Origin of the sequence: Natrinema pallidum, assembly GCF_005890195.1 — an archaeon.
Lineage (GTDB): Archaea > Halobacteriota > Halobacteria > Halobacteriales > Natrialbaceae > Natrinema > Natrinema pallidum.
On record NZ_CP040637.1, the window covers coordinates 3,341,477 to 3,360,903 of the forward strand.

Consider the following 19,427-nt stretch of genomic DNA (forward strand, 5'->3'; position numbering starts at 1 on the left):
CGCTACTCACCTCGCTCGCGGTTGCGTTCGAGCAAGCCGGTGAGCACCGCGACAGGATTCCACCACGTCGCACCCTGGCAGGGATAGCAGACGTGCTTGAACGACGTGCAGTCCGTCGCCTCGAGCGTCGTGGGGTCGGCCCCGGGTTGATCCATCGCCTCGAGACTGGCGCGCTTGACGCGGGTTCGTCCACAGCCCACGCAGACCGCGTCGACGGGAACCCCAAACTGACCGGCTGCCGCGCTCGCCAGTTCGCCCTCGAGGTCGCGATCGTCGGATTCGGTGTCGACGCTCACTGCGAATCACCGACCGTTACCGACGGATCGACTCCGTCCGGATCGATCACGTGCGACCACGCCAGTTTCGCGACCTCGGATTCCGACCGCGAGCCACCGACTTCGTACCACCGACCGGACAGCAGCTCGGCGACGAGCGACGCCGGCACGATCGCCCGCGCGACCTGGGGCAACCCCGGCCGCGGCAGGTAGACGACGAACAGGTACATCCCGGCCGCCTCGAGTAGTTGCTCGTGAGCGGCTCGCTTGACGTAGAACCGACCGCGAGTCGAGCGACTGCCGTTACTCGTCTCTATCTGACAGCCTTTGATCTCGACGGGAACGTCCGGTTCCACGAGAACGATCCCGTAGAACGGCAGTGAATGTCTCGCCTCGAGGACAGCGGTGGTCCGCGCATCGTGCCAGGTGGCGGTGTGATCGCTGACATACTCGAGTTCGTCGACGGTCTGGACGATCTCGCCCTCGAGGGCGTCGCCGCTGGCCTTCGGACTCTCCAGTTCTGACGCTCGAGAACTCATAGCGGACCCTCCCGCGCGTTCCGAACCGCGCGCGTACAGTCGGAACACAGCCGGCGAAGCGCGTCGACGCGGTCACCGCAGCGTTCGCACTCGGCGGCCTCGACGACGCGGCTCATCGCGAATCACTGTCCTCGCGGTCAGCACCCGGCTGTAGTGTTCGCCCGCCGTCGGCCTTTGCGACCGCTTCAGTCTCGACGAGAGACCCCATCGTCCGGCGGTCGACAGTTATGATAACATCACGATGGATCGGTCCGCGCTGGAGGAGCCGGGTCTCTTCCCGCTCGAAGGCATCGAACGACCGCATTCCCCAGCTGTTCCAGCCGAAGCAAATGACAGCGCCGCCAGGGCGAACCAACTCGTTGAAGCAGCGGAGCGCTGCGTAGACGTTCTTCGCGTGAAGTCCGTCGTATTTCGTCTCCGCCTGTTTTTGATCGAACGGCGGGTCGAAGACGACCGTATCGAACGACTGCGGCTCGAAGTGGTTAGAGATCTCCGCGACATCGAAATGAGTATCGGCATCCCGCTCGGGATTCAGGTCGTTGCGGACTATCTCGGCGACGTGATCGAGTTTTGTTCGGCCGGCGCAGGCATTCAGAACTCGCCCTTTGAGGTGATTTTCGACGAACTCCCGCGCTGGCGCGTACTCGAACGTCCATCGCGAGAGCATTCGAGCCGATCCGTCCGGATCGCGACCGCCGTTCGAGACGATATTGTCGACGTCTTCGAAGCGGTCAGTACCGCTCGAGGGAAGTCCGCCGTCGGTACAGACTTCCTGGTCTTCGAGCGCCCGGCGAATCTCGGCATCGGTCGCTTGGTGAGCCGGATGGGTGACGGGCGTCCGACTTTCGACATCGTACAGCCGACTCGCCGGGACGAACCCGCTACGCATCGGCTTCACCTCCGTGACGACCGGGGGATGTCTCCGGATCCGGGATCGACACGTCGACGCCAGCTGCAGAGCCGCGGCTCAGTCGCGCGTACGTATCGCAGTCACCACACCGATGGGCGCGATCGTCGTCATCGCCGAAAACGCGACGGAACCGGTCCGTCACGTGGGCCCCGCAGTGCCGGCACGTCGAGTGGTCGACTGACGGCCACGGTGCGACCGTCACGCCGACCACCTCGCGAGTTGAACGACAACAGAAATCGCATGCGGGCGAGAGGGGGGGTTCAACTGCTGAACGAAGTCCGCATTTTCAGAGTGGCTACCGAATCGATAATCCGTTGAATCTGAACGGTACCGTCCGTAACACGGACTTCTGGATAGAAGTCCGAAAGCGATAGTTTTCGCACGGGCACGATGGGATTTGAACCCACGACCGTCGGATTAGAAGTCCGACGCTCTTTCCGGACTGAGCTACGTGCCCTCGAGTCCGACTCCACGACGGAACGGTATAAGCGGTTGGGATTTCCGATCGCGATCGACCGTCTCTTCGGGAGGGACGGACGGACAGTTCGACTCACTCAGTACCCCAGTCCCTGGGATAGCCGTCCGGATACGGGTCGTCGAAACCGTTGCATAGAAACACCGGGGAGAGATCGTCAGTCGACTCGAGCCGCCAGTACGGTCCACCCCGTGTGACGAACACAGCGTTTATGCCCGCCTCGCCGGTACGTGTGCTCGATGCACGTCATCGGAACGGTGGGACTTCCCGGCAGCGGCAAGGGCGAGGCCGCCACCGTCGCACGCGAGGACGGACTCCCGGTGGTGACGATGGGCGATGTCGTCCGCCAGGAGACGGCTGACCGCGGGCTCGACCCCGCGAAGGATCATGGGACGGTCGCGCAGGCGCTGCGCGAGGAGGACGGCCCGGCGGCGATCGCCACGCGGTCGCTGCCGCTGCTCGAGGACCGCCTCGAGCAACACGAGACGGTACTGGTCGACGGTATCCGCTCCGGCGTCGAGGTCGACGTTTTCGAGGAGGCGTTCGGCGACGCGTTCACGCTGGTTAGTATCGAGGCTCCATTTGAACTCCGCGCCGAGCGGCTCGACGAGCGCGGTCGGGACGCGAGCGAGGGTGATGGTGGCGAGGGACTGGCGGCGCGCGACGAGCGCGAACGCGGCTTCGGGATGGATGAGGCCATGGACCGCGCGGACGTCGTCGTCGAGAATACCGACTCGCTCGAGGCCTTCCACGAGGAAATCCGGTCGATCATCCGGGCAGGAACCGACGAACGGAAACGCGCGGAAGCGGAATCGGACCCATGAGCGAAATCTACCGCATCGACGTCGAGATCACGGCACCGGTCTACGATACCGAGGTTACGAGTCGCGTACGCGACGCCGTGGCCAACGTCTTTCCCACCGCCGACATCGAGGAGGGAGTCGGTGAGATCAGGGGCGAAGCCCACGCGCTCGATCACTTCTCGGAATTGCTCCACCGCCAGGAAATCCTCGACACTGCCCGCGGCGAGTTCTTCGCCACTCGCGAGGGCGACACCTTCTCGTTTGCGCTCAAAAAGCAGGCGGCCTTCGAGGAGTACGTCAACTTCTCCGTAGGTAAACCGGACGAACTCGGCGAGATTGCCGTTCGAGTCCGCGTCGAGGACCCCAGCCTCGAGGAGTACGTCGATCATATCGCGCCGCCGACCGAAGACGGGCGGCCGGTCGACGCCTGAGAGCCCGACTCGTACCACAGCGGTTGCGGCTCTCGAATGGGACACGGTCGTGACGCGGGCGAGGAACGATATGCCTCGCGCACGTAGGGCCGTCAAATGCACGACACGATACCCGTCGCGGAGGTCATGCTCGAGGATGTCGTCACTGCTTCGCCCGACGCGATGGCGACCGAGGCGGCGACGCTGTTGTGCGACGAGGGCGTCAGTTCGGTGGTCGTCGTCCGGGACGGCGAACCGATCGGCATCGTCACCGAAGGCGATTTCGTCGCGCACCTCTGTGATCGGACGGACCTCGGCCAGCTCGAGGTACGCGAGCTCATGTCGACGCCGCTGACGACGATCGAGGCGGCCGCTTCGATCGTCGACGCAGTCGAGCTGTGTCGCACCACGGACGTCGAACACCTGCCCGTCGTCTCGAGCGACGAAGACGCGACCGAGCTGGTGGGGATCGTCACGACGATCGAACTCTCCTACTACGTGCCCCAGCTGGTCCGCCGCGCCACGGACAGGCACGAGCAGCCGCCTCGACGGCGAGTGCGAACCGACACCCTCTACGAGCGAGACGACTGGACGTTCGAGTACCGCGGTGCGGACGAGACGACCGTCTCGGTGGGCGATGTCGCCCGGTTCTCGAAGACGATCTCCGAAGCCGAGGTCGAGGCCTTCGCGGAAGTGACGGGCGACACCAACCGGGTACACCTCGACGCGGCCTACGCGGCCGAGACCCGCTTCGGGGAGCGTATCGTCCACGGCGTCCTCGCAATCGGGCTGATCAGCGCGGCCCTCGCTCGGCTCCCGGGACTGACGATCTATCTCTCACAGGAGAGTAGCTTTCGCGCCCCGCTCTCGATCGGGACGGATGCGACCGCCGTGTGCGAGATCGTCGAGGCCCTCGGCCGCTCGAAGTACCGGATCGAGACGACCGTCACCGACGGCGACGGCACCGTCGTTCTCGAGGGTGATGCGGTGGTTCTCGTTGACGACCTCCCCCCGATTGCGGCCCGCGAAGACGACGCGACGCCGGCCCAGTAAGGGGTCAGTCCGAGCAGTCCCCGACCCGGTCGAGGGCGGCTTCGGCCTCGGTCCGGTGGTCGCTCGCCGCCGGGTCCCGCTCCGCCGCAGCGGTCGCCGCATCGGCGAACGCCGCCGCCGCGTCCGCCAAATGGCCCGTCTGACACGTGGCCGTCTCGAAGTAGCCGACGAGTCCGTCGGGCGCGTCCGCCGTTCCGTTCTCGAGGCGTTGGTGCGCGTCCGAAACCGTCGATTCGGCGGTCTCGAATTCGTCCCGAGCGGCCTCGTACGCCGCCTCGTCCAGGTGGTCCCGGCCGCGGTCGAGCGCACCGTATCCCGCGTCGCCCAGCGTCGCGTCGTACGCCGCGGCCAGCGTCTCGAGTGGTGTCACGACCTCGTTGAGGGCGGTCGCTCCCTCCTCGAGATCGGCCCGCGGTACGTCGGCCAGGTCGTCCAGCCTGTCGGCGTCGATCCCCTGAATCGTCGCGTCCGCCGCGGCCAACCGCTCGGTGGCGGCGACGATGTCGGCGTGCCGATCGCCGACCGTCGTGCTCGCTTCCTCGATCCCGCGCTCCGTTTCGAGCGCCGTGGTGACGGTATCGACGTCCTTGGAAAGCCCCTCGTCGGTGACGGTCACAGTAACCGCGATCAGCCCCTCGAGAGCGTCGGCGTACGACCGCAGCGTGTCGATGTCGGCCGCACGGTCGTCCCCCAGTTCGGCCGCGGCCGTCTCGAGGTGGTCCCGACCGTCGGCGAGTCGAGCACGCGGTTCCGCGGGCTCGAACTCGACCGCGCTGGGGTCCTCGAGATCGTCGAGTTCGTCCAGCGCCAGCGCGGCGGTGTTCAGATCGCCGGCGGCGCGATCGAGCGCCCGAACGCCGGCGCGGCTGCCGGTATCGCCGTCATCGGCGTCGGCCGTGTCGTCGGTCGCGTCGCCGGACCCAGTCAGGTCGTCGAGACAACCTGCAAATCCGGTGAGAAATCCGACACTAGCGCCGGCTGCACCGGTTCGTACGAGATACTGTCGGCGGTTCATCCTACTCGAGGATGGGTCTAGAGGTGTATGAACGTACTGGCGGGGAGAACGAAAACAGAACTGACAGGTCCGATGGCAAACGAGCGACGAGATCGGGTGTGGCGGCCGCCGGAGAGTGGGTCGTGGGACGAGTGGCGACGGCGGGCCGCAGTTATCCGAACGGACCCATGCCGCCCATGCCGCCACCGCCACCGCCGCCCTGTTGCATCTGTTTCATCATGCGCTGCATCTCCTGTTCGGAGCCCATGCCCTGGAACTGCTTCATCGTGCGCTCCATCATCTTGTACTGCTGGAGCAGTTCCCGGACCTGTTCCTCGTCGGTCCCCGAACCGCGGGCGATGCGCTCGATCTGGCTCGCGCCGATCGCCTTGGGGTACTCCTTTTCCGTCTCCGTCATCGAGTCCATAATGACGGTAAAGGTCCGCATTCGCTCCTGAGTGACGTCCATCGCGTCGTCGGGGAGTTGGTCTTTGATCCCGCCGCCGAGCCCGGGGATCATGTCCATCACCTGATCGAGCGGCCCCATGTTGTTCATCGCCTCCATCTGCTTTTGCATGTCGTTCAGGGTGAACTGTCCCTGCAACATGTCCTCGGGGTCCCAGTCGTCCTCCTCGATATCGGTCTCCTCCATCGCCCGCTCGACGCGCTCGGCGAGCTGACTGAGATCGCCCATGCCGAGCAACCGCGAGATGAAGCCGTCGGGTTCGAAGCGCTCGATGTCCTGGACTTCCTCGCCGGTCCCGAGGAAGGCGATCGAGGAGTCAGTCTGGTCGACGGCGGTCAGCGCACCGCCACCTTTCGCCGTCCCGTCGAGCTTCGTGATGACGACGCCGTCGATCCCGATCGACTCGTCGAACTGCTGGGCCTGGTCTTTCGCTCCCTGCCCGATCGCGGCGTCCAAGACGAGCAGGGACGTGTCGGGCTCGACGACGCCCTCGATCTGCTCGATCTCGTCGATCAGGTCCTCCTCCAACGCGTGGCGACCCGCCGTGTCCACGATGTGAACGTCGGCGTCGCTGGTCTCTTCGAGCCCCGTCCGGGCGATCTCGACCGGATCGTCGTTGTCCGGATTCCCGTAGAAGTCGACCTCGGCGCGGCCGGCCATCTCCTCGGCCTGCTGGTAGGCACCGGGCCGGAAGGTGTCGGTCTGGATGACCGCCGGACGCAACCCCTTCGTCGAGAACCACCAGGCCATCTTCGCGGCGGATGTCGTCTTCCCCGACCCCTGCAGACCCGCCAGCAGGATCGTCTGTTCCTCGAGCGGCAGTTCGGTCGAGTCGCCGATGAGATCGACTAACTCCTCGTAGACGATCCGAAGGACGAAGTCCCGTGCCGGCGTGCCGGCAGGGGGTTCCTCCTCCAAGGCTCGCTCTTTGATGTTGTCCGACAGTTCCATCACGAGCGAGACGTCGACGTCGGCGGAGAGCAGCGATCGCTGGATCTCCTTGACGATCTCCTCGATGTCTTCCTCGCTGAGTCGCGACTTCCCGCGGAGCTTGTCCAAGGTGCCCCGCAGAGAACTCCCGAGATCGTCGAGTACCATTTGCCCACTCTACGGGGCGATGGCGTTAAAGGCTTTTTCTACTGTCCACGCCTCGTACGGAACCCCACCGGCGGCGGCCCGCTGTTCGAAACGCAGGCGTCGGGCTTCTACGAAAACCTCTACTTCAGCTACAGCAGTTACACGACGATCGGCTACGGCAACATCGGTCCCGTGGGAGCGCTCGCCCGGTTTCTCGCCGGCTCCGAGGCGTATCTCAGTACGATCCTCGCCGCCTTGCTCGTCTACGCGCTGGTCAACCGCTCCGAGCTGTGAGCGAGGCGGGCGGCGTCGATGCGTATTTGACTCGAGCGCGCCAATCCTCGCCTATGAGTTCCGACGCAGATGTCGACCCTTCGGAGTACGAGGGGCTCGAGGACGCGGACGTGACCATGCGAGTCAACGACCACGGCCTCCACATCGCCGACGACGAGGCAACCGGCGTCTCGAGTCAGGGACGGACGCCGGCGGAAGCCCTCGAGAACCTTGCGGAGGCGGTCGAGACCTACAGGGAAGCCACGTCGGACGATCCCGGCGACGACTGGCTCTAGACGCACTTCCGTCCGAACCGGGCACTCGGTTCGGGGATGCATTGGTGCACTGTCCGTCGGCTACTCGCCTTCGGACGCCGCAACCGGCCCCGTTTCGACCTCGCCGTCGTTGGCGAGCCACTCCGTGAGACTGCCCTCGTAGAAGCGGACGTCCTCGTACCCCAACGCCGTGAGCACGACGTAGGTGTGGCTGATCCGCCGCGCGGTGTTGCAGTAGAGGACGATCTCGCGGTCCGGCGTGATGCCGTGAGCGGCCAGCAGGGCCTCGAGGTCGGCCTCGGGTTTCAGCCGCCGCGTCTCGTCGTCGACGACCTCTCGCCAGTCGAACCGCACGGCACCCGGCAAACGCGCCTCCTCGAACTCCTCGAGTTCGCGCGTGTCGACGACGACGGCGTCGCGCTCGAGGGCGTCGACGACGGCGTCGTAGCCGACCAGCGGACTGTCGTCGGGCGCGAGCGGATCGGGATCGTAGTCGGTCGGCTCGAATGCGGCCGTCTCGGACGTGGTTTCGTACTCCCGGTTCCAGGCGCTGTAGTCCCCGTCGAGCAGGCGTACGTCCTCGTGGCCGTACTCGAGCGCGGTGAGCACGAACCGGGCGGCGAAGACGCCGTGGGTGTCGTCGTAGGCGACGATCGTGTCCTCGGGGCTGAGACCCGCGTTGCCGAGCAGGTCGGCGAAGGCTTCGGCACCCGGCAGAGTCCCGCGGTCGACATCGCTCTCGTCGCGGTAGCTGTCGAACGGGACGTTCACCGCACCGGGGAGATGCCCGATCCCGTCGAACTCCCAGGCGTCCCTAACGTCGACGATGCGCACGGCGGGATCGTCCAGACGCGATGCGAGCCAGTCGGGGGAAACGACGACGGAGTCGTCCATTACCCCGCCGTTCGGACCGGAGACTCGAGTACGCACCGGTTTCGGCCCGATTCGCGGCTACCGGGACGGTGGCAATGCTTGCTTGTTCTTAGTGAGGGTCCCGCCCCGTCTCGTTCGACGGATCGCCGATTCGTCGCGAACCCGTCGAATACAGTCGCTGTACGGACGGCTATTACGATCGGCTCCGAACGAGTCGGCAATTCTTTCCGGAAGGGTCGATCGGTGTCCGATTTATCCGGTTAAGAAGTTCATTTGTGTGATGCCATTGTAGGGTCGGGTATGGCAACCGACTACGCCAACGACGTACTCGTCACGGCCGACTGGGTCGCTGACCGACTCGACGACTTCCAGGACGACAATTCCGACCACCGACTGGTCGAGGTCGACGTCGACACGGAAGCCTACGAGGACGAACACGCGCCCGGCGCGATCGGGTTCAACTGGGAAACCCAACTGCAGGACCAGACCCAGCGCGACATCCTCGAGAAAGCGGACTTCGAGGACCTCCTCGGGAGCCACGGCATCAGCGAGGACGATACGGTCGTCCTCTACGGTGACAACTCCAACTGGTTCGCCGCCTACACCTACTGGCAGTTCACGTACTACGGTCACGACGAGGTCTATCTGCTCGACGGTGGCCGCGAATACTGGCTCGAGAACGAGTATCCGACCACGGACGAGGTGCCCGACTTCTCGGCGACCGAGTACGATGCCGCCGGTCCGCGCGAGAGCATCCGCGCCTACCGAGAGGACGTCGAGAACGCGATCGACCGCGGCGTCCCGCTGGTCGACGTGCGCTCGCCCGAGGAGTTCTCCGGCGAGATCCTCGCGCCCTCCGGCCTGCAAGAGACCGCCCAGCGCGGCGGCCACATCCCCGGCGCGAAGAACATCTCCTGGGCGGCCGTGACCAACGACGACGGCACGTTCAAGGACCGCGCGGAACTCGAGGAACTCTACGCCGAGGAGGGTATCACCGGCGACGAAACGACCGTCGCCTACTGCCGCATCGGCGAGCGCTCCTCGGTCGCATGGTTCGCGCTCCACGAACTGCTCGGTTACGAGGACACCGTCAACTACGACGGCTCCTGGACCGAGTGGGGCAACCTCGTCGGTGCGCCGGTCGAGACGGGCAAAGCAGACGACTAAAGCGAGAATTCGAGCAGCGCGAAGGCGGTCGAATACGCCAGCGGAGACCGGCGTGATCCGCGAGCAAGCGTAGTCGCTGGAGGGAGTCGCTTCTCCCCTGACCGAACGCTGCACCGTCTCCAAGCGAGATCGATTCTTCCGAGCGGGTCACCGGGCCGACGAGCGCTGTCAGTCCCGGACTATCGGCTCCGACCATCCGGCGGACCGACCTCGAGAGGGATCGCTCGTCCGGCTGGCTACGCCTCGTGGATGTGGTTCGAGGCGATGTCGTCCGGGCCGACGACCTCGATCTCGCCGGCGGACTCGAGGTCGGCGAGATACGAGACCGTCTCCTCGAACGCCTCCCGCGACCCGCCGGAGAGGTCGGGGTAGGTAAGCGTCGTGATCGTCCGGAAGTGGGCCGTCCAGTCGAGGAGTCGGCGCGCCTCGTCGGCGGTGGGACCGACGGTTCGAGGGGCGAGCGCGGGGTTCGACAGGTTGCCGTGACCGGCGTAGCCGCCGACAAACCCGATGTCGTGGTTCGCTTCGACGACGTTCATCGCCGTGTCGTCGTAGCGGTTGAGCGGGTACGAGAAGTACTTCGCGCCATCGTCGAACCCGTTGTCCTCGAGCCACTCGATGGCTCCCTGAATCTGGTCGCGCTGGGCCGACTCGGTCGCCTCGGAGAGGTCGGCAGCGGTCGTCCCCTGACTGCCGATCGTCCAGCCCTCGCGTTGGAGGGTCTCGAGATGACTGTGGCTGAGATAGCCGCTGCCACCGACGTAGTCGGTGGGGACGAACGCCGTCGCGGGGAAGTCGTGGTCCGAGAGCACGGGTCGCGCCCGCGTATAGACGGACTCGTCGCCCTCGAACTGGAGGAGGACTTTGCCGGTCTCCGGGCGGGAGACGAAGTGGAGGTCGTCCACCCACATCGTCACCGATCGGTCCTCGCCCGCCCAGGCGGAGATCTTGACGTGTTTGATCGAACTCAGGTCCGGTTCGCCGTGGGTGTCCGTCACCGCGAGGTCGTGGTGGGCGAGGGGGAGTCCGGGCCTGAGGTCACACTGGAGGAGCAACCGATTCCCGTCGGTGTCGCTGAGTTGGACGACCGGATCGATGTCGTCCTCGGTGGCAAAGGCCAGCGCGGGAAACTCCGTCGAGAGGTCCCGCGGCGAGTCGAATCGGCGTTTGATCATTACTCGCTGCTGGGACCGGTCGGCCGTCATGCGTCCGGACTGGTCGCCGGCGTACGCTCGCTGCGTGTCCAGTTCCAGCGCCCCGTCCATCACTTCCCACATCGAGAGATCGTCGAACTGGTCGAACGACCCAGGGTTCTCGTCGATCGTGTCGGACGAGTCCTCGGAGTCGTCGCCGTCTGTTTCGTTCGACTCGTCGGCGGAATCCGAATCGCTCAGGGCAGAACAGCCACCGAGCGTCGCTGCAGCGGCCGTTACCAGATACGCTCGTCGTTTCATTCCGCTCGAGGACAGTTCGAGTAGGGTAATTGTTATGCTGCTGTTGGCGGTGGACGGTCGAACGGTAACTGGTGCATATCGACCGACACAGCGAGTCCAGGGAGCGTCCCCAGCGAGCGCCGTCACGATAAGCATAACTCGAGTCCGCTCGAAGGATCCCTATGACCGATCCGGACGCGTTCGTCGACACCGTCAGCGAAGACAACCAGACCGCACTCTCGCGACTCGGCTCCTCGAAGTCGCTGTACGCCGACACCGGCGGCGAGATCGAGACGGAGCCGGTCCTTGAAGCCACCGCCGACGCCGAGTACGCCGCCTGGCAGACGTTCCGCGAGTGGGCCGACGACGAGACGGACGACGACGCACGCGCGGCCTTCGAAACGACGGCCGCGGAGGAACAGGACCACTACGAGACCGTCGACGGCGAACTCGCGGACGACGGCTACGAGCCCGGCGACGTGCCCGCGCTCCACGAGTACCTGCGCGACCAGACGGACACCGTCTCCCGCGCCGGCGCACTCGTCGGTCGCATCCTCGCAAGCCAGCGCTCGAAGGACCAGGTGGTCGGCTACTTCGTCGGCGACGCCGACCCCCAGACGGCGAGCCTGTTCCGCGGCTTCGGCGAGGACCTGGACGACCAACTCGAGCGCGCGACGGCCCTCCTCGAGACGGTCTGTGAGAGCGACGCGGACTGGGACCGCGCCAAGGAAGCCGCCACGGGCTCGATCCAGACCGCCTACGACGAGTACGTCGAGACGCTCGAGGGGATGGGCGCGAATCCGAAGCCCGTCTGTTAGGGACGATCAGCGGTCCGTCCGAGGGCACGGACACGACCGTCTGCCAGTCGGGTTCGTGTGCCGGCGAGGTCTCCGGGTCGAGCGGTCGAGACGGGTGGCTGCGCTCCGCGGCAGCCACGACGCGACAAAAAGCGACCGTCTCAGCGGTCTCAGACGCCCTCGAGCGTCGATCGGAACTCGGTGATCGCCTCGAGCGCGTCGTCGATGTCGTCCGCGACATCGCCGCCCTCGTCGCCCGCGATATCCTTCAGGATGTGCTCGTGGCGCGCGAGTTGGCCGTGATCGGGACCGTGCTCGGCCGTAGCGTAGTCCTCGAACTTGGCCGCCTGGTTCCGAAGCCGTTCTCGTGTCTCGTCGTCGGATGCGGCCGTCGCCGCCGCTTCGATCGACTCGGCCGCGCTCTCGAGTTCGGTGCGAGCCATAGCCGACGTTTCTCCCGGTGGGTACTAAAACGGTGACAGTACGTTCCGGATCGCTGGACGTACCGTCCGGCTAACAAGTGGCCGGGGCCGCGGCGTTAGCGGAGCCGTTCGATTCGGTCCCCGATGGCGAGGTCGGCGACGACATCGCCGGTGAGACCGTAGACGGCGTCGCGGAAGGCCGTCTGGTAGCTCCCCGGTCCCGAATGCTCCATCTCGGCCGCGCGCTCGCCCGCGATTCCGAACGCGAGCGTGCCGTGAACGGCGGCCTCACGGGGGTCCTCGAGCGCGCCGGCGAAGGTTCCAATGGTCGCGGCGAGCATGCAGCCCGTGCCGACGACCTCGCCGAGCATCTCGTGGCCGGCAGTGAGCCGAACCGCGCCGTCGGCGTCGGCAACGACATCCGCGACGCCCGAGGCGACGACGGTCGCGCCGGTCGACTCGGCGACGGAGCGGGCCGTCTCCTCGATCTCCGCGTAGTCGCCGATTGATTCGACGCCTTTCACGTCGGCCTCGACGCCGGCGAGAGCACTGATCTCGCCGTAGTTGCCCTTGATCGCGGCGAACTCGACCTCCGAGAGGAGGCTCTCGGCGACCGCGTCGCGCGAGGGCGTCGAACCCACACCGACGGGATCGAGGACGACCGGAATTCCGCGTTCGTTGGCCGTCCGACCGGCCTCGTGCATGGCCTCGACGCGGCCATCGGGTACCTGGCCGATGTTGAGCACGACCGCACGCGCGGCCGCGGCCATCTCGCCGGCATCACCGAAGGAGTCGGCCATCACCGGCAGCCCGCCCCAGTGAAGGGTCAGGTTCGCCACGTCGTTGATCGTCACCGTGTTCGTCAGGTGCTGGACGAGCGGCTCCGTCTCTCGAACCGCCCGAATCGAATCCGCGAGGTCGTCGGCGGCGATGTCGGTACCGTTCATTTGCTGCGTCCTCCGTGGCCGACTTCCTTCGGCGTTTCGACGGCGGCGGCGAGCGTCTCGGTCGCCGCCTGCGGGTCCGGGGCTGTCGTAATCGCACTGATCACCGCCACACCGGTTGCCCCCGCCTCGACGACCGGAGCCGCGTTGGCAGGCGTGATGCCGCCGATACCGACGACGGGAATCGAGACCGCGTCGGCGATGTCGGCGATCCGTTGCGGGCCGATCCCGTCCGTGTCCGCATCGACGTCCTTCGACGAGGTGCCGTAGACCGCGCCGACGCCGAGATAGTCCGCCCCCGCGGCGGCCGCTTCCCGAGCCTCGGCGACCGTCGACGTCGAGCAGCCGACGATCGCATCCGTGCCGAGCAGGTCGCGGGCGACCGCGACCGACAGGTCCGACTGCCCGACGTGGACGCCATCGGCATCGATCGCCCGCGCGATGTCGACGCGGTCGTTGACGATCAGATCGACATCGGCTGCGGCCGTCACCTCGCGTACCTCGAGCCCGGTCTCGTACCGCGATCGTGCACTCGTTCCCTTCTCGCGCAGTTGCACGGCGTCGACGCCGCCGTCGATGGCCGCGCGGACGATGTCGGGCGTCGACCGATCGCCGGACAGCGACGCCTGCGTGACGAGGTACGTCCGCCAGTTCGAGGGATTCACGGATGATACCAATCGGTAGTCGCACTAAGCGGCTTCGATCGACGGAGCGTCAGCGGATCGTCTCACCGCCTCGGTAGTGAACGCAACGGCCGAGATTCTTGGTCCGCCGGGCGATAACGAAGGTATGGCGTTCGATCCCGACCGTGCCACGACAGTCACGTTCGACTCCTACAGCACGCTCGTCGACGTCGATGCGACCGTAGCCGCACTGGCGGACCACGCCGATATCAGGGACCCGGACCCCGTCTCCCGGACCTGGCGCGAGCGGTCGATGCAGTACACGCTCGTCGCGAACCACCTCGAGTCCTACGAGACGTTCTACGAGATCAACCGCGACGCGCTCGCCGCCGCCCTCGCGGCTCACGGGATCGACCTCCCCGCCGACGAGCGCGAGGACATCCTCGAGGTCTATCACGAACTCGAGGTCTTCGACGACGTCCGGGAGAGCGTCGAGCGGTTACACGAGGCCGGCTACGACACGTACGTCCTCTCGAACGGCACTCCCGAGATGCTCGAGTCGATGGTCGACCACGCCGGCATCGGCGACCTCCTCGTCGATACCATCAGCGCGGACGAACTCGAGACGTTCAAACCCGATGTGGAACTCTACCGCCACGCCGCCGGGCGGACGGGGACGCCGCTCGACGAACTCGTCCACGTCTCGGCGCTGTGGTTCGACGTGCAGGGCGCGATCCACGCGGGAATGCAGGGCGTCTGGCTCGACCGGAAGGGAACCCCCTGGGAACCCTTCGGCGACGAACCGGATCTGATCGCCGAGGGGCTCGCGGCGGTGGCGGATCGACTGGAGGGCTGATCGGCCGACGGCTCGAGTCAGGACAACTCGAGCGAGTCCTCGCCCGTTCGGACGAGGGTATCCCAGTCGTCGTCCTCACGAACTGCCGGGAACGGACGCGGCCGTTCGGGCGGCTCCGTTTTCTCGGCGAGCGGTCGCCGCCACCAGGCCACGTCCTGCCACTCGGCTTGCGTGTAGCCGATCGCCGGAAAGTCGACCAGGCGCTCGAACCCCAGCCGCTCGTGGAACCGTTCGGTTTCGGGGTTCGGGACCGTCGTCACGGCGTAGGCGTCACGAATACCCTGTCGCTCGAGGACGGCGAACAGCGACTCGTAGAGCGCCCGTCCGACGCCGGACCCGCGGGCCGGGTCGGCGACGTAGACCGAGAGCTCGACGACCCACTCGTAGGCGCGCCGTTTGCGCAGCGGCCCCGCGTAGGCGTACCCGACGACATCGCCGTCGATCTCACAGACGAGCCACGGATGGCGCTCGAGGGTCGACGCGATCCGGTCGGCGACCTCGGCCTCGGTGGGGACGGTCTCCTCGAAAGTAACCGCCGTCGATTCACAGAAGGGAGCGTAGATATCGCGAACGGCGGCCGCATCCGCGGGAGTCGCGGCTCGAATTCGAGCGTCGGCTGTCATCAGTCCTCATTGCCATGGGATCGAAATAAGTCCGCTGAAGACGCTCGAGCGAGCCGTCGTGGACCCCTCGAGCGACTACAGTGCCGGGATTCGAACCGGTCGCGGCACTCGAACTGATGCCAGCGCTCCAGTACCGGTGACTTTGCAGCAGTAGCCGACGACGACCGAGAACGAGCGCTGCCGCTGCCGGATTTGGAGATACAAGGAGGACAGCGTCCCGTCATAGCTCTACCTTGTGACCAGAAGCACTTAAACAACGACCGATGATCGCCTCGAGCGCCCGTGACAGACACAACTGCCACGGATGCGAGGCAGAAGCGGTTTAGTGAATGTGTAAAGAGAGCGTTCAATACGGAACACGATGTCCATCGAAAACGACCCCTCCCTGCTCGCGCCTTCGGACGTCGGCAGAAATCCGTGATTCCGGACTGCCAATCAGCACGCTTTGCGTTCTGATGACGCTCGCTGAGGACGGGGGAGTAGCGCCACAATTCAGCTAACCAGGCACTTCGATCGGAGTTGTGCCGTCAAAACGAAGTCCAATGCGAACGGCCGCATCTGGGCCGAGCAATCGGATCACCGGATTCTCTGCGTGACCGTGTCCTCTCCCAGCACTTCCCTCGAGGAAACAGTAGACCGACCGCAAATCACTGACGAGGCCGAACTCGGACTCGAGTCCGAGCCGCTCAGTGACCGTAGTCGTGGGGGTTCAGCTCGGTGCCGTAATTCTCGGCGTGGTCCGTGTACTCGATGAACCGCGGCGCGTCGGGATCGAAGGGCCGTTCTAAGCTCTCGAAAGCCTTCTTCTTGTCCCAGCCCTGGAGTTTGCCGACCGCGGATTTGTCCTCTAAGTCGTGGTAGTCGAGGGTCGGCTCGGTCAGCTCCCAGGCCTTCATGCCCTGCTCGGTGCGGATGATGACGCTCGAGTAGTCGTCGCTCGAGCCGACGGAGCCGACGGTGATGTCCGAACAGAAGCCGGTGAAGTCGGCGCACTCGTCACAGCCCTTGAGGGCGGCGTCGTGGAAGTTCTCGATGTCTTCCTCGACGATCATCTCGCCGTCGTGGTCGTAGACCATCATCTTGCCGTCGAGGACGTCCATCTTGCCGATCTCCGACGGCGAGATACCGCGTTGCGCCTCCAACTGCTCGCCCATGAGGCTGTGGTAGTTGAAGTTCTTCGTACACATCAGCGCGATCGTGTAGTCGACCGCGCGGATGCCCTCGTTTTGGGCCTGATAATCCCACTCGAAGTCCTGCAGGGCGCGGATGCCCTCGATCTCACAGGGCGTGCCGACGATCGCGATGCTGAGATCGTCCCAGGACTTGTCCGGGAGCTTGTGTTCCCAGCGCTCGAGGTCGAGGTTGCCAAGCGCCATCGTCTGGTTATAGACGGTGCCGGCGTTCGCGATGAGTTCCTCGGTCGTCGTCGCGAGATAGCTCTCGGCCTTCCAGGCCTCCTCGTCGCTTTCGGTGGCGACGAGCGCGCCGTCGATCTCGCCCGCCTCGAGCAGCGTCGCGAGGACACCGGTGACGACGCCGCCGTCCTGAGCTCCGTCGGTCCAGTCGTCCTCGACCGTCGCGGAGAACTCCGTGATCGGGTCGCCGGCACCCGTGACGTTGTCCTCGCCGCCGGTGATCTTCCACTGGCGCTCGTAGCGCATGCCGCCGCGGGGGCAGAAGTCCCAACACAGCGAACAGCCCGTACACATCTTGACCAGTTCCGGGTGGCCGTCGTCGCCGATGCCGATCGAGTCCGACGGGCAGGCGGCGACACAGGTCCCACACTGGATACAGCGACCCTCGTCGATGACCGCCTCGTCCAGTTCCATGAACCAGGTCTTCTCGTCGGGCGTTTCGATGTCGTTCATTCGCGACCGGATCGCGTACTCCGGCGTCTCCAGATCGACGCCCTCGGGAACCCCGACGCGCGTATCGGGTGCGTCGTCGTAGACGTCCTGGCTGACGCCCTCGGCGGGCTCGGTGAACTCGAGGTCGCCGAGATCGCCCATCTCGTCGACGTTGGCCGCGCCGGCTCCGTCCGTGGCGACGCGTTTATCGCCGGTCGATTCGGCCGCCGGTTCAGCGGTCTTCTCGCCGCAGGTGCAGGTGTCGGGCGAGCAACTGTCGCCCGCCGCGTTCGCGCCGCCGTCGGTCGCGATGGCACTCGCTCGAGCGTGGTCGGTGTTCGCCCGGGATCGGGACGCGCTACCCTCGGCGTCGGGGACGACGACAGCGTCGTCATCGTCGTCCGAGGCCGGAACGTGGGGGAATCGGCGGTCGTCCTCGCCGCTCGCTCGATCCGAGGACTCACTACGTTCGTCCTCGCCCTCAGTCCCCATGGGCAACACCCCGTGCGACCGGCGCGTCGGCCCCTTGCATGATCGTCCGGAGTTGCTCGTTGTCGACGCCCCGACACCACTCGTAGAACGTCTCGCCCTCGTCGCGGTCGGCGGAGTAGGCCTCGAACAGTTGCTCTAAGGCCGGGATCACGGCGTCGGCGGGGACGGCGCTCTCGACCCAGTCGAGGAACTCGTTGTCGGCACCGAGCGAGCCGCCGAGGCCGAAGTCCATTCCCTCGACGATGTCGTCCTCGTCCTCGAGTTTGACGGTCTCGCCCCGGAAGCCGATGTCGGCGATCTGTGGCTGGGCACACGACGCGGAACAGCCGGACATGTGCATCCGTATGGCCTCGATATCGTCGGGCACGTCGATGCGGTCGTCGAGTTCGCGAGCCCAGCGCTTGGTCCGCTTTTTCGTCTCGATGATGGCGTAGTTACAGAACTCGTTACCCGTACAGCCGACCGCGCCCCGCGAGAACGGCCCGGGATCGGGGCTGTACTCCTGTGCGAACGGTTCCGCCAGCAGGTCGTCGACGTTCTCGTCGGGGATGTGGGTGATGAGGAAGTTCTGGTCGGTTGCGAGGCGAACGGAGGCGTCCTCGGTGCCGTACTTCTCGGCGGCGCGGGCGGCTGCGGCGAACTCGTCGCCGCCCATGCGGCCGGCGATGACGTTGAAGCCGACGTAGTTGAGTCCGTCCTGTTTCTGTTCGTGGACGCCGACGTGGTCGCCCTGGTAGCCGACGGTCAGGTTCTGGCCGCCGGTCGGCAGGTCGACCGTACAGCGGTCACGAACGGCTTCCTCGAACGTCTCGGCCCCCAACTGCTCGACGAGATACCGCATGCGACAGACGCCGCGGTTGTTGCGGTCGCCGAGTTCTTTGAACGTCTGGGCGACGGCGCGGCAGAACTCGACGGCGTCCTCGGGCTTGATGAAGACATCGAGTTCCGATCCCATCCGCGGGCCGTCGGAGAGACCGCCACCGACGCGGGCGTGGAAGCCGTAGAGCTGCTGGCCATCGTCGGACGAGTCCGACGAGCCTCCGGCTTCGCCGGAGACATCGATCTCCTTTTTCGCGGGAACGAGCCCGACGTCGTTGATCTGGGACTGGGCACAGTCGTGGGCGCAGCCGGTGATCGTGATCTTGAACTTCCGGGGGAGGTTGGCGTACTCGCGGTTCTCGGTGAAGAAGTCCGAGACGGCCTCGATAACCGGTTGGGCGTTGAAACACTCGTGATCGTCGAGGCCGGCAGCGGGACATCCGAGGACGTTCCGGGCGGAGTCACCGCAGCCCTGGACCGTCGTCAGGCCGACCTCGTCGTACCGGTCCCACATCTCGGGCACGTCCTCGACGCGAATCCAGTGTTTCTGGATGTCCTGTCGGGTCGTGATGTCGAGGTAGGCGTCGCCCCAGAGGTCGTTCTGTTCCTCGCCGCCGTACTCCTCGGGGGCGACCGCGAGGTCGTCAGTGACCTCGCCGATGACTTCGGCCTGTTCCGGCGTGAGCTTCCCGCCGGGAACCTTGGTCCGGATCATGAAGTAGCCCTCCTGCTTCTGGGCGTACATGCCGGCCCACTTCAGGCGCTCCCACTCGCCGCCGCCGGCGCGCGCTTCGATCTCCTCGAAGGAGAGTGCCGCGTCGGCGTAGTCGTAGACATCGTCGACGACATCCAGCGGGTGTTTCTCCTGTTTGTGTTGTTCGACTGTATTCACGCGAACCACCTCGTCGTTCGTCCGGCGACAGAAGTACCGACGCGTCCCGCAGCACGGGCGTTCGTTTGGCAGACCATCGTTTAGCGGGT

Annotated in this window: 22 protein-coding genes and 1 tRNA gene; 8 read left to right on the plus strand and 15 right to left on the minus strand. The window is 65.8% G+C overall.

Translation table 11 applies throughout. The features are described from left to right. Window positions 1-2 precede the first annotated feature (2 nt). From FGF80_RS16630 to FGF80_RS16650, 5 genes are all read right to left on the minus strand, one after another. Complete coding sequence (locus FGF80_RS16630) at window positions 3-296, minus strand: hypothetical protein (RefSeq protein ID WP_138655247.1); 294 nt, start codon at window positions 294-296, stop codon at window positions 3-5. Further along, complete coding sequence (locus FGF80_RS16635) at window positions 293-814, minus strand: hypothetical protein (protein ID WP_138655249.1); 522 nt, start codon at window positions 812-814, stop codon at window positions 293-295. Before FGF80_RS16635 ends, FGF80_RS16630 begins: the two co-directional genes overlap by 4 nt. A 112-nt stretch (window positions 815-926) precedes the next feature. Further along, entirely contained in the window at window positions 927-1,703 is a 777-nt protein-coding gene (locus FGF80_RS16640) for a hypothetical protein (RefSeq protein ID WP_238705310.1), read from the minus strand. Further along, complete coding sequence (locus FGF80_RS19655; RefSeq protein ID WP_138655251.1) at window positions 1,696-1,935, minus strand: DUF7563 family protein; 240 nt, start codon at window positions 1,933-1,935, stop codon at window positions 1,696-1,698. Before FGF80_RS19655 ends, FGF80_RS16640 begins: the two co-directional genes overlap by 8 nt. Before the next feature lie 171 nt (window positions 1,936-2,106). Further along, a tRNA-Arg gene (locus FGF80_RS16650) sits at window positions 2,107-2,181 on the minus strand. A gap of 257 nt (window positions 2,182-2,438) precedes the next feature. Between FGF80_RS16650 and FGF80_RS16655 the strand changes: the two genes are divergently transcribed. From FGF80_RS16655 to FGF80_RS16665, 3 genes are all read left to right on the plus strand, one after another. Next, on the plus strand, window positions 2,439-3,023 hold the full coding sequence (locus FGF80_RS16655) for an AAA family ATPase (RefSeq protein ID WP_006184847.1): 585 nt from the start codon (window positions 2,439-2,441) through the stop codon (window positions 3,021-3,023). Next, a complete protein-coding gene (locus FGF80_RS16660) occupies window positions 3,020-3,433 on the plus strand; it encodes an RNA-binding domain-containing protein (RefSeq protein WP_006184849.1) in 414 nt (137 codons plus the stop codon). Before FGF80_RS16655 ends, FGF80_RS16660 begins: the two co-directional genes overlap by 4 nt. Before the next feature lie 96 nt (window positions 3,434-3,529). Continuing rightward, window positions 3,530-4,465, plus strand: coding sequence for a CBS domain-containing protein (locus tag FGF80_RS16665; RefSeq protein ID WP_138655253.1), 936 nt, complete (start codon window positions 3,530-3,532; stop codon window positions 4,463-4,465). 4 nt (window positions 4,466-4,469) lie between these two features. Here the strand turns inward: FGF80_RS16665 and FGF80_RS16670 are convergent, their stop codons facing one another. Then, window positions 4,470-5,480, minus strand: coding sequence for a hypothetical protein (locus FGF80_RS16670; protein ID WP_138655255.1), 1,011 nt, complete (start codon window positions 5,478-5,480; stop codon window positions 4,470-4,472). 151 nt (window positions 5,481-5,631) lie between these two features. Continuing rightward, window positions 5,632-7,023: a signal recognition particle protein Srp54 gene (locus FGF80_RS16675; RefSeq protein ID WP_006184852.1), complete on the minus strand. Its 1,392-nt coding sequence runs from the start codon at window positions 7,021-7,023 to the stop codon at window positions 5,632-5,634. Here FGF80_RS16675 and FGF80_RS16680 point away from each other — a divergent pair, their 5' ends adjacent. After that, on the plus strand, window positions 7,024-7,296 hold the full coding sequence (locus FGF80_RS16680; protein ID WP_238705311.1) for an ion channel: 273 nt from the start codon (window positions 7,024-7,026) through the stop codon (window positions 7,294-7,296). Between the two features lie 53 nt (window positions 7,297-7,349). Next, window positions 7,350-7,571, plus strand: coding sequence for a type II toxin-antitoxin system HicB family antitoxin (locus FGF80_RS16685; RefSeq protein WP_138655257.1), 222 nt, complete (start codon window positions 7,350-7,352; stop codon window positions 7,569-7,571). Between the two features lie 60 nt (window positions 7,572-7,631). On the opposite strand, the gene FGF80_RS16690 is transcribed toward FGF80_RS16685, so the two are convergent. Next, on the minus strand, window positions 7,632-8,444 hold the full coding sequence (locus FGF80_RS16690; RefSeq protein ID WP_138655259.1) for a sulfurtransferase: 813 nt from the start codon (window positions 8,442-8,444) through the stop codon (window positions 7,632-7,634). 279 nt (window positions 8,445-8,723) lie between these two features. Between FGF80_RS16690 and FGF80_RS16695 the strand changes: the two genes are divergently transcribed. Next, the gene (locus tag FGF80_RS16695; RefSeq protein ID WP_006184856.1) at window positions 8,724-9,590 is read left to right on the plus strand and encodes a sulfurtransferase; all 867 of its coding nucleotides are present in this window, start codon (window positions 8,724-8,726) and stop codon (window positions 9,588-9,590) included. 236 nt (window positions 9,591-9,826) lie between these two features. On the opposite strand, the gene FGF80_RS16700 is transcribed toward FGF80_RS16695, so the two are convergent. Then, on the minus strand, window positions 9,827-11,044 hold the full coding sequence (locus FGF80_RS16700) for a polysaccharide deacetylase family protein (protein WP_138655261.1): 1,218 nt from the start codon (window positions 11,042-11,044) through the stop codon (window positions 9,827-9,829). 161 nt (window positions 11,045-11,205) lie between these two features. Here FGF80_RS16700 and FGF80_RS16705 point away from each other — a divergent pair, with 161 nt between their 5' ends. Next, window positions 11,206-11,841 carry a ferritin family protein gene (locus FGF80_RS16705; RefSeq protein ID WP_138655263.1) on the plus strand — a complete coding sequence of 212 codons (636 nt, stop codon included), beginning with the start codon at window positions 11,206-11,208 and terminating at the stop codon, window positions 11,839-11,841. A gap of 149 nt (window positions 11,842-11,990) precedes the next feature. On the opposite strand, the gene FGF80_RS16710 is transcribed toward FGF80_RS16705, so the two are convergent. The 3 genes from FGF80_RS16710 to thiE form a co-directional block, all read right to left on the minus strand. After that, window positions 11,991-12,263, minus strand: a complete 273-nt coding sequence (locus tag FGF80_RS16710) for a DUF7553 family protein (protein WP_006184859.1) — start codon at window positions 12,261-12,263, stop codon at window positions 11,991-11,993. Between the two features lie 95 nt (window positions 12,264-12,358). Continuing rightward, window positions 12,359-13,189, minus strand: coding sequence for a hydroxyethylthiazole kinase (gene thiM / locus FGF80_RS16715; protein WP_006184860.1), 831 nt, complete (start codon window positions 13,187-13,189; stop codon window positions 12,359-12,361). Further along, a complete protein-coding gene (gene thiE / locus FGF80_RS16720; protein WP_138655265.1) occupies window positions 13,186-13,851 on the minus strand; it encodes a thiamine phosphate synthase in 666 nt (221 codons plus the stop codon). The genes thiM and thiE overlap by 4 nt, the downstream gene beginning before the upstream one ends. A gap of 124 nt (window positions 13,852-13,975) precedes the next feature. Between thiE and FGF80_RS16725 the strand changes: the two genes are divergently transcribed. After that, on the plus strand, window positions 13,976-14,665 hold the full coding sequence (locus tag FGF80_RS16725) for a haloacid dehalogenase type II (protein ID WP_006184862.1): 690 nt from the start codon (window positions 13,976-13,978) through the stop codon (window positions 14,663-14,665). A 17-nt stretch (window positions 14,666-14,682) separates the two neighbouring features. Here the strand turns inward: FGF80_RS16725 and FGF80_RS16730 are convergent, their stop codons facing one another. The 3 genes from FGF80_RS16730 to FGF80_RS16740 form a co-directional block, all read right to left on the minus strand. Further along, on the minus strand, window positions 14,683-15,288 hold the full coding sequence (locus tag FGF80_RS16730; protein WP_006184863.1) for a GNAT family N-acetyltransferase: 606 nt from the start codon (window positions 15,286-15,288) through the stop codon (window positions 14,683-14,685). A gap of 686 nt (window positions 15,289-15,974) precedes the next feature. Further along, window positions 15,975-17,627, minus strand: coding sequence for a Coenzyme F420 hydrogenase/dehydrogenase, beta subunit C-terminal domain (locus tag FGF80_RS16735; protein WP_138655267.1), 1,653 nt, complete (start codon window positions 17,625-17,627; stop codon window positions 15,975-15,977). Beyond that, window positions 17,617-19,338, minus strand: a complete 1,722-nt coding sequence (locus tag FGF80_RS16740; RefSeq protein ID WP_138655269.1) for a nitrite/sulfite reductase — start codon at window positions 19,336-19,338, stop codon at window positions 17,617-17,619. Before FGF80_RS16740 ends, FGF80_RS16735 begins: the two co-directional genes overlap by 11 nt. Window positions 19,339-19,427: the final 89 nt, after the last annotated feature.

What these genes read in the sequence shown, in the direction of transcription:
- thiM (WP_006184860.1), bottom strand. Translation starts at nt 13,189, where the DNA reads ATGAACGGTACCGACATCGCCGCCGACGACCTCGCGGATTCGATTCGG.
- FGF80_RS16660 (WP_006184849.1), top strand. Translation starts at nt 3,020, where the DNA reads ATGAGCGAAATCTACCGCATCGACGTCGAGATCACGGCACCGGTCTAC.
- FGF80_RS16730 (WP_006184863.1), bottom strand. Translation starts at nt 15,288, where the DNA reads ATGACAGCCGACGCTCGAATTCGAGCCGCGACTCCCGCGGATGCGGCC.
- FGF80_RS16710 (WP_006184859.1), bottom strand. Translation starts at nt 12,263, where the DNA reads ATGGCTCGCACCGAACTCGAGAGCGCGGCCGAGTCGATCGAAGCGGCG.
- FGF80_RS16655 (WP_006184847.1), top strand. Translation starts at nt 2,439, where the DNA reads ATGCACGTCATCGGAACGGTGGGACTTCCCGGCAGCGGCAAGGGCGAG.
- FGF80_RS16665 (WP_138655253.1), top strand. Translation starts at nt 3,530, where the DNA reads ATGCACGACACGATACCCGTCGCGGAGGTCATGCTCGAGGATGTCGTC.
- FGF80_RS16735 (WP_138655267.1), bottom strand. Translation starts at nt 17,627, where the DNA reads ATGGGGACTGAGGGCGAGGACGAACGTAGTGAGTCCTCGGATCGAGCG.
- FGF80_RS16700 (WP_138655261.1), bottom strand. Translation starts at nt 11,044, where the DNA reads ATGAAACGACGAGCGTATCTGGTAACGGCCGCTGCAGCGACGCTCGGT.
- FGF80_RS16675 (WP_006184852.1), bottom strand. Translation starts at nt 7,023, where the DNA reads ATGGTACTCGACGATCTCGGGAGTTCTCTGCGGGGCACCTTGGACAAG.
- FGF80_RS16670 (WP_138655255.1), bottom strand. Translation starts at nt 5,480, where the DNA reads ATGAACCGCCGACAGTATCTCGTACGAACCGGTGCAGCCGGCGCTAGT.
- FGF80_RS16690 (WP_138655259.1), bottom strand. Translation starts at nt 8,444, where the DNA reads ATGGACGACTCCGTCGTCGTTTCCCCCGACTGGCTCGCATCGCGTCTG.
- FGF80_RS16725 (WP_006184862.1), top strand. Translation starts at nt 13,976, where the DNA reads ATGGCGTTCGATCCCGACCGTGCCACGACAGTCACGTTCGACTCCTAC.
- FGF80_RS16695 (WP_006184856.1), top strand. Translation starts at nt 8,724, where the DNA reads ATGGCAACCGACTACGCCAACGACGTACTCGTCACGGCCGACTGGGTC.
- FGF80_RS16635 (WP_138655249.1), bottom strand. Translation starts at nt 814, where the DNA reads ATGAGTTCTCGAGCGTCAGAACTGGAGAGTCCGAAGGCCAGCGGCGAC.
- FGF80_RS16705 (WP_138655263.1), top strand. Translation starts at nt 11,206, where the DNA reads ATGACCGATCCGGACGCGTTCGTCGACACCGTCAGCGAAGACAACCAG.
- FGF80_RS16640 (WP_238705310.1), bottom strand. Translation starts at nt 1,703, where the DNA reads ATGCGTAGCGGGTTCGTCCCGGCGAGTCGGCTGTACGATGTCGAAAGT.
- FGF80_RS16685 (WP_138655257.1), top strand. Translation starts at nt 7,350, where the DNA reads ATGAGTTCCGACGCAGATGTCGACCCTTCGGAGTACGAGGGGCTCGAG.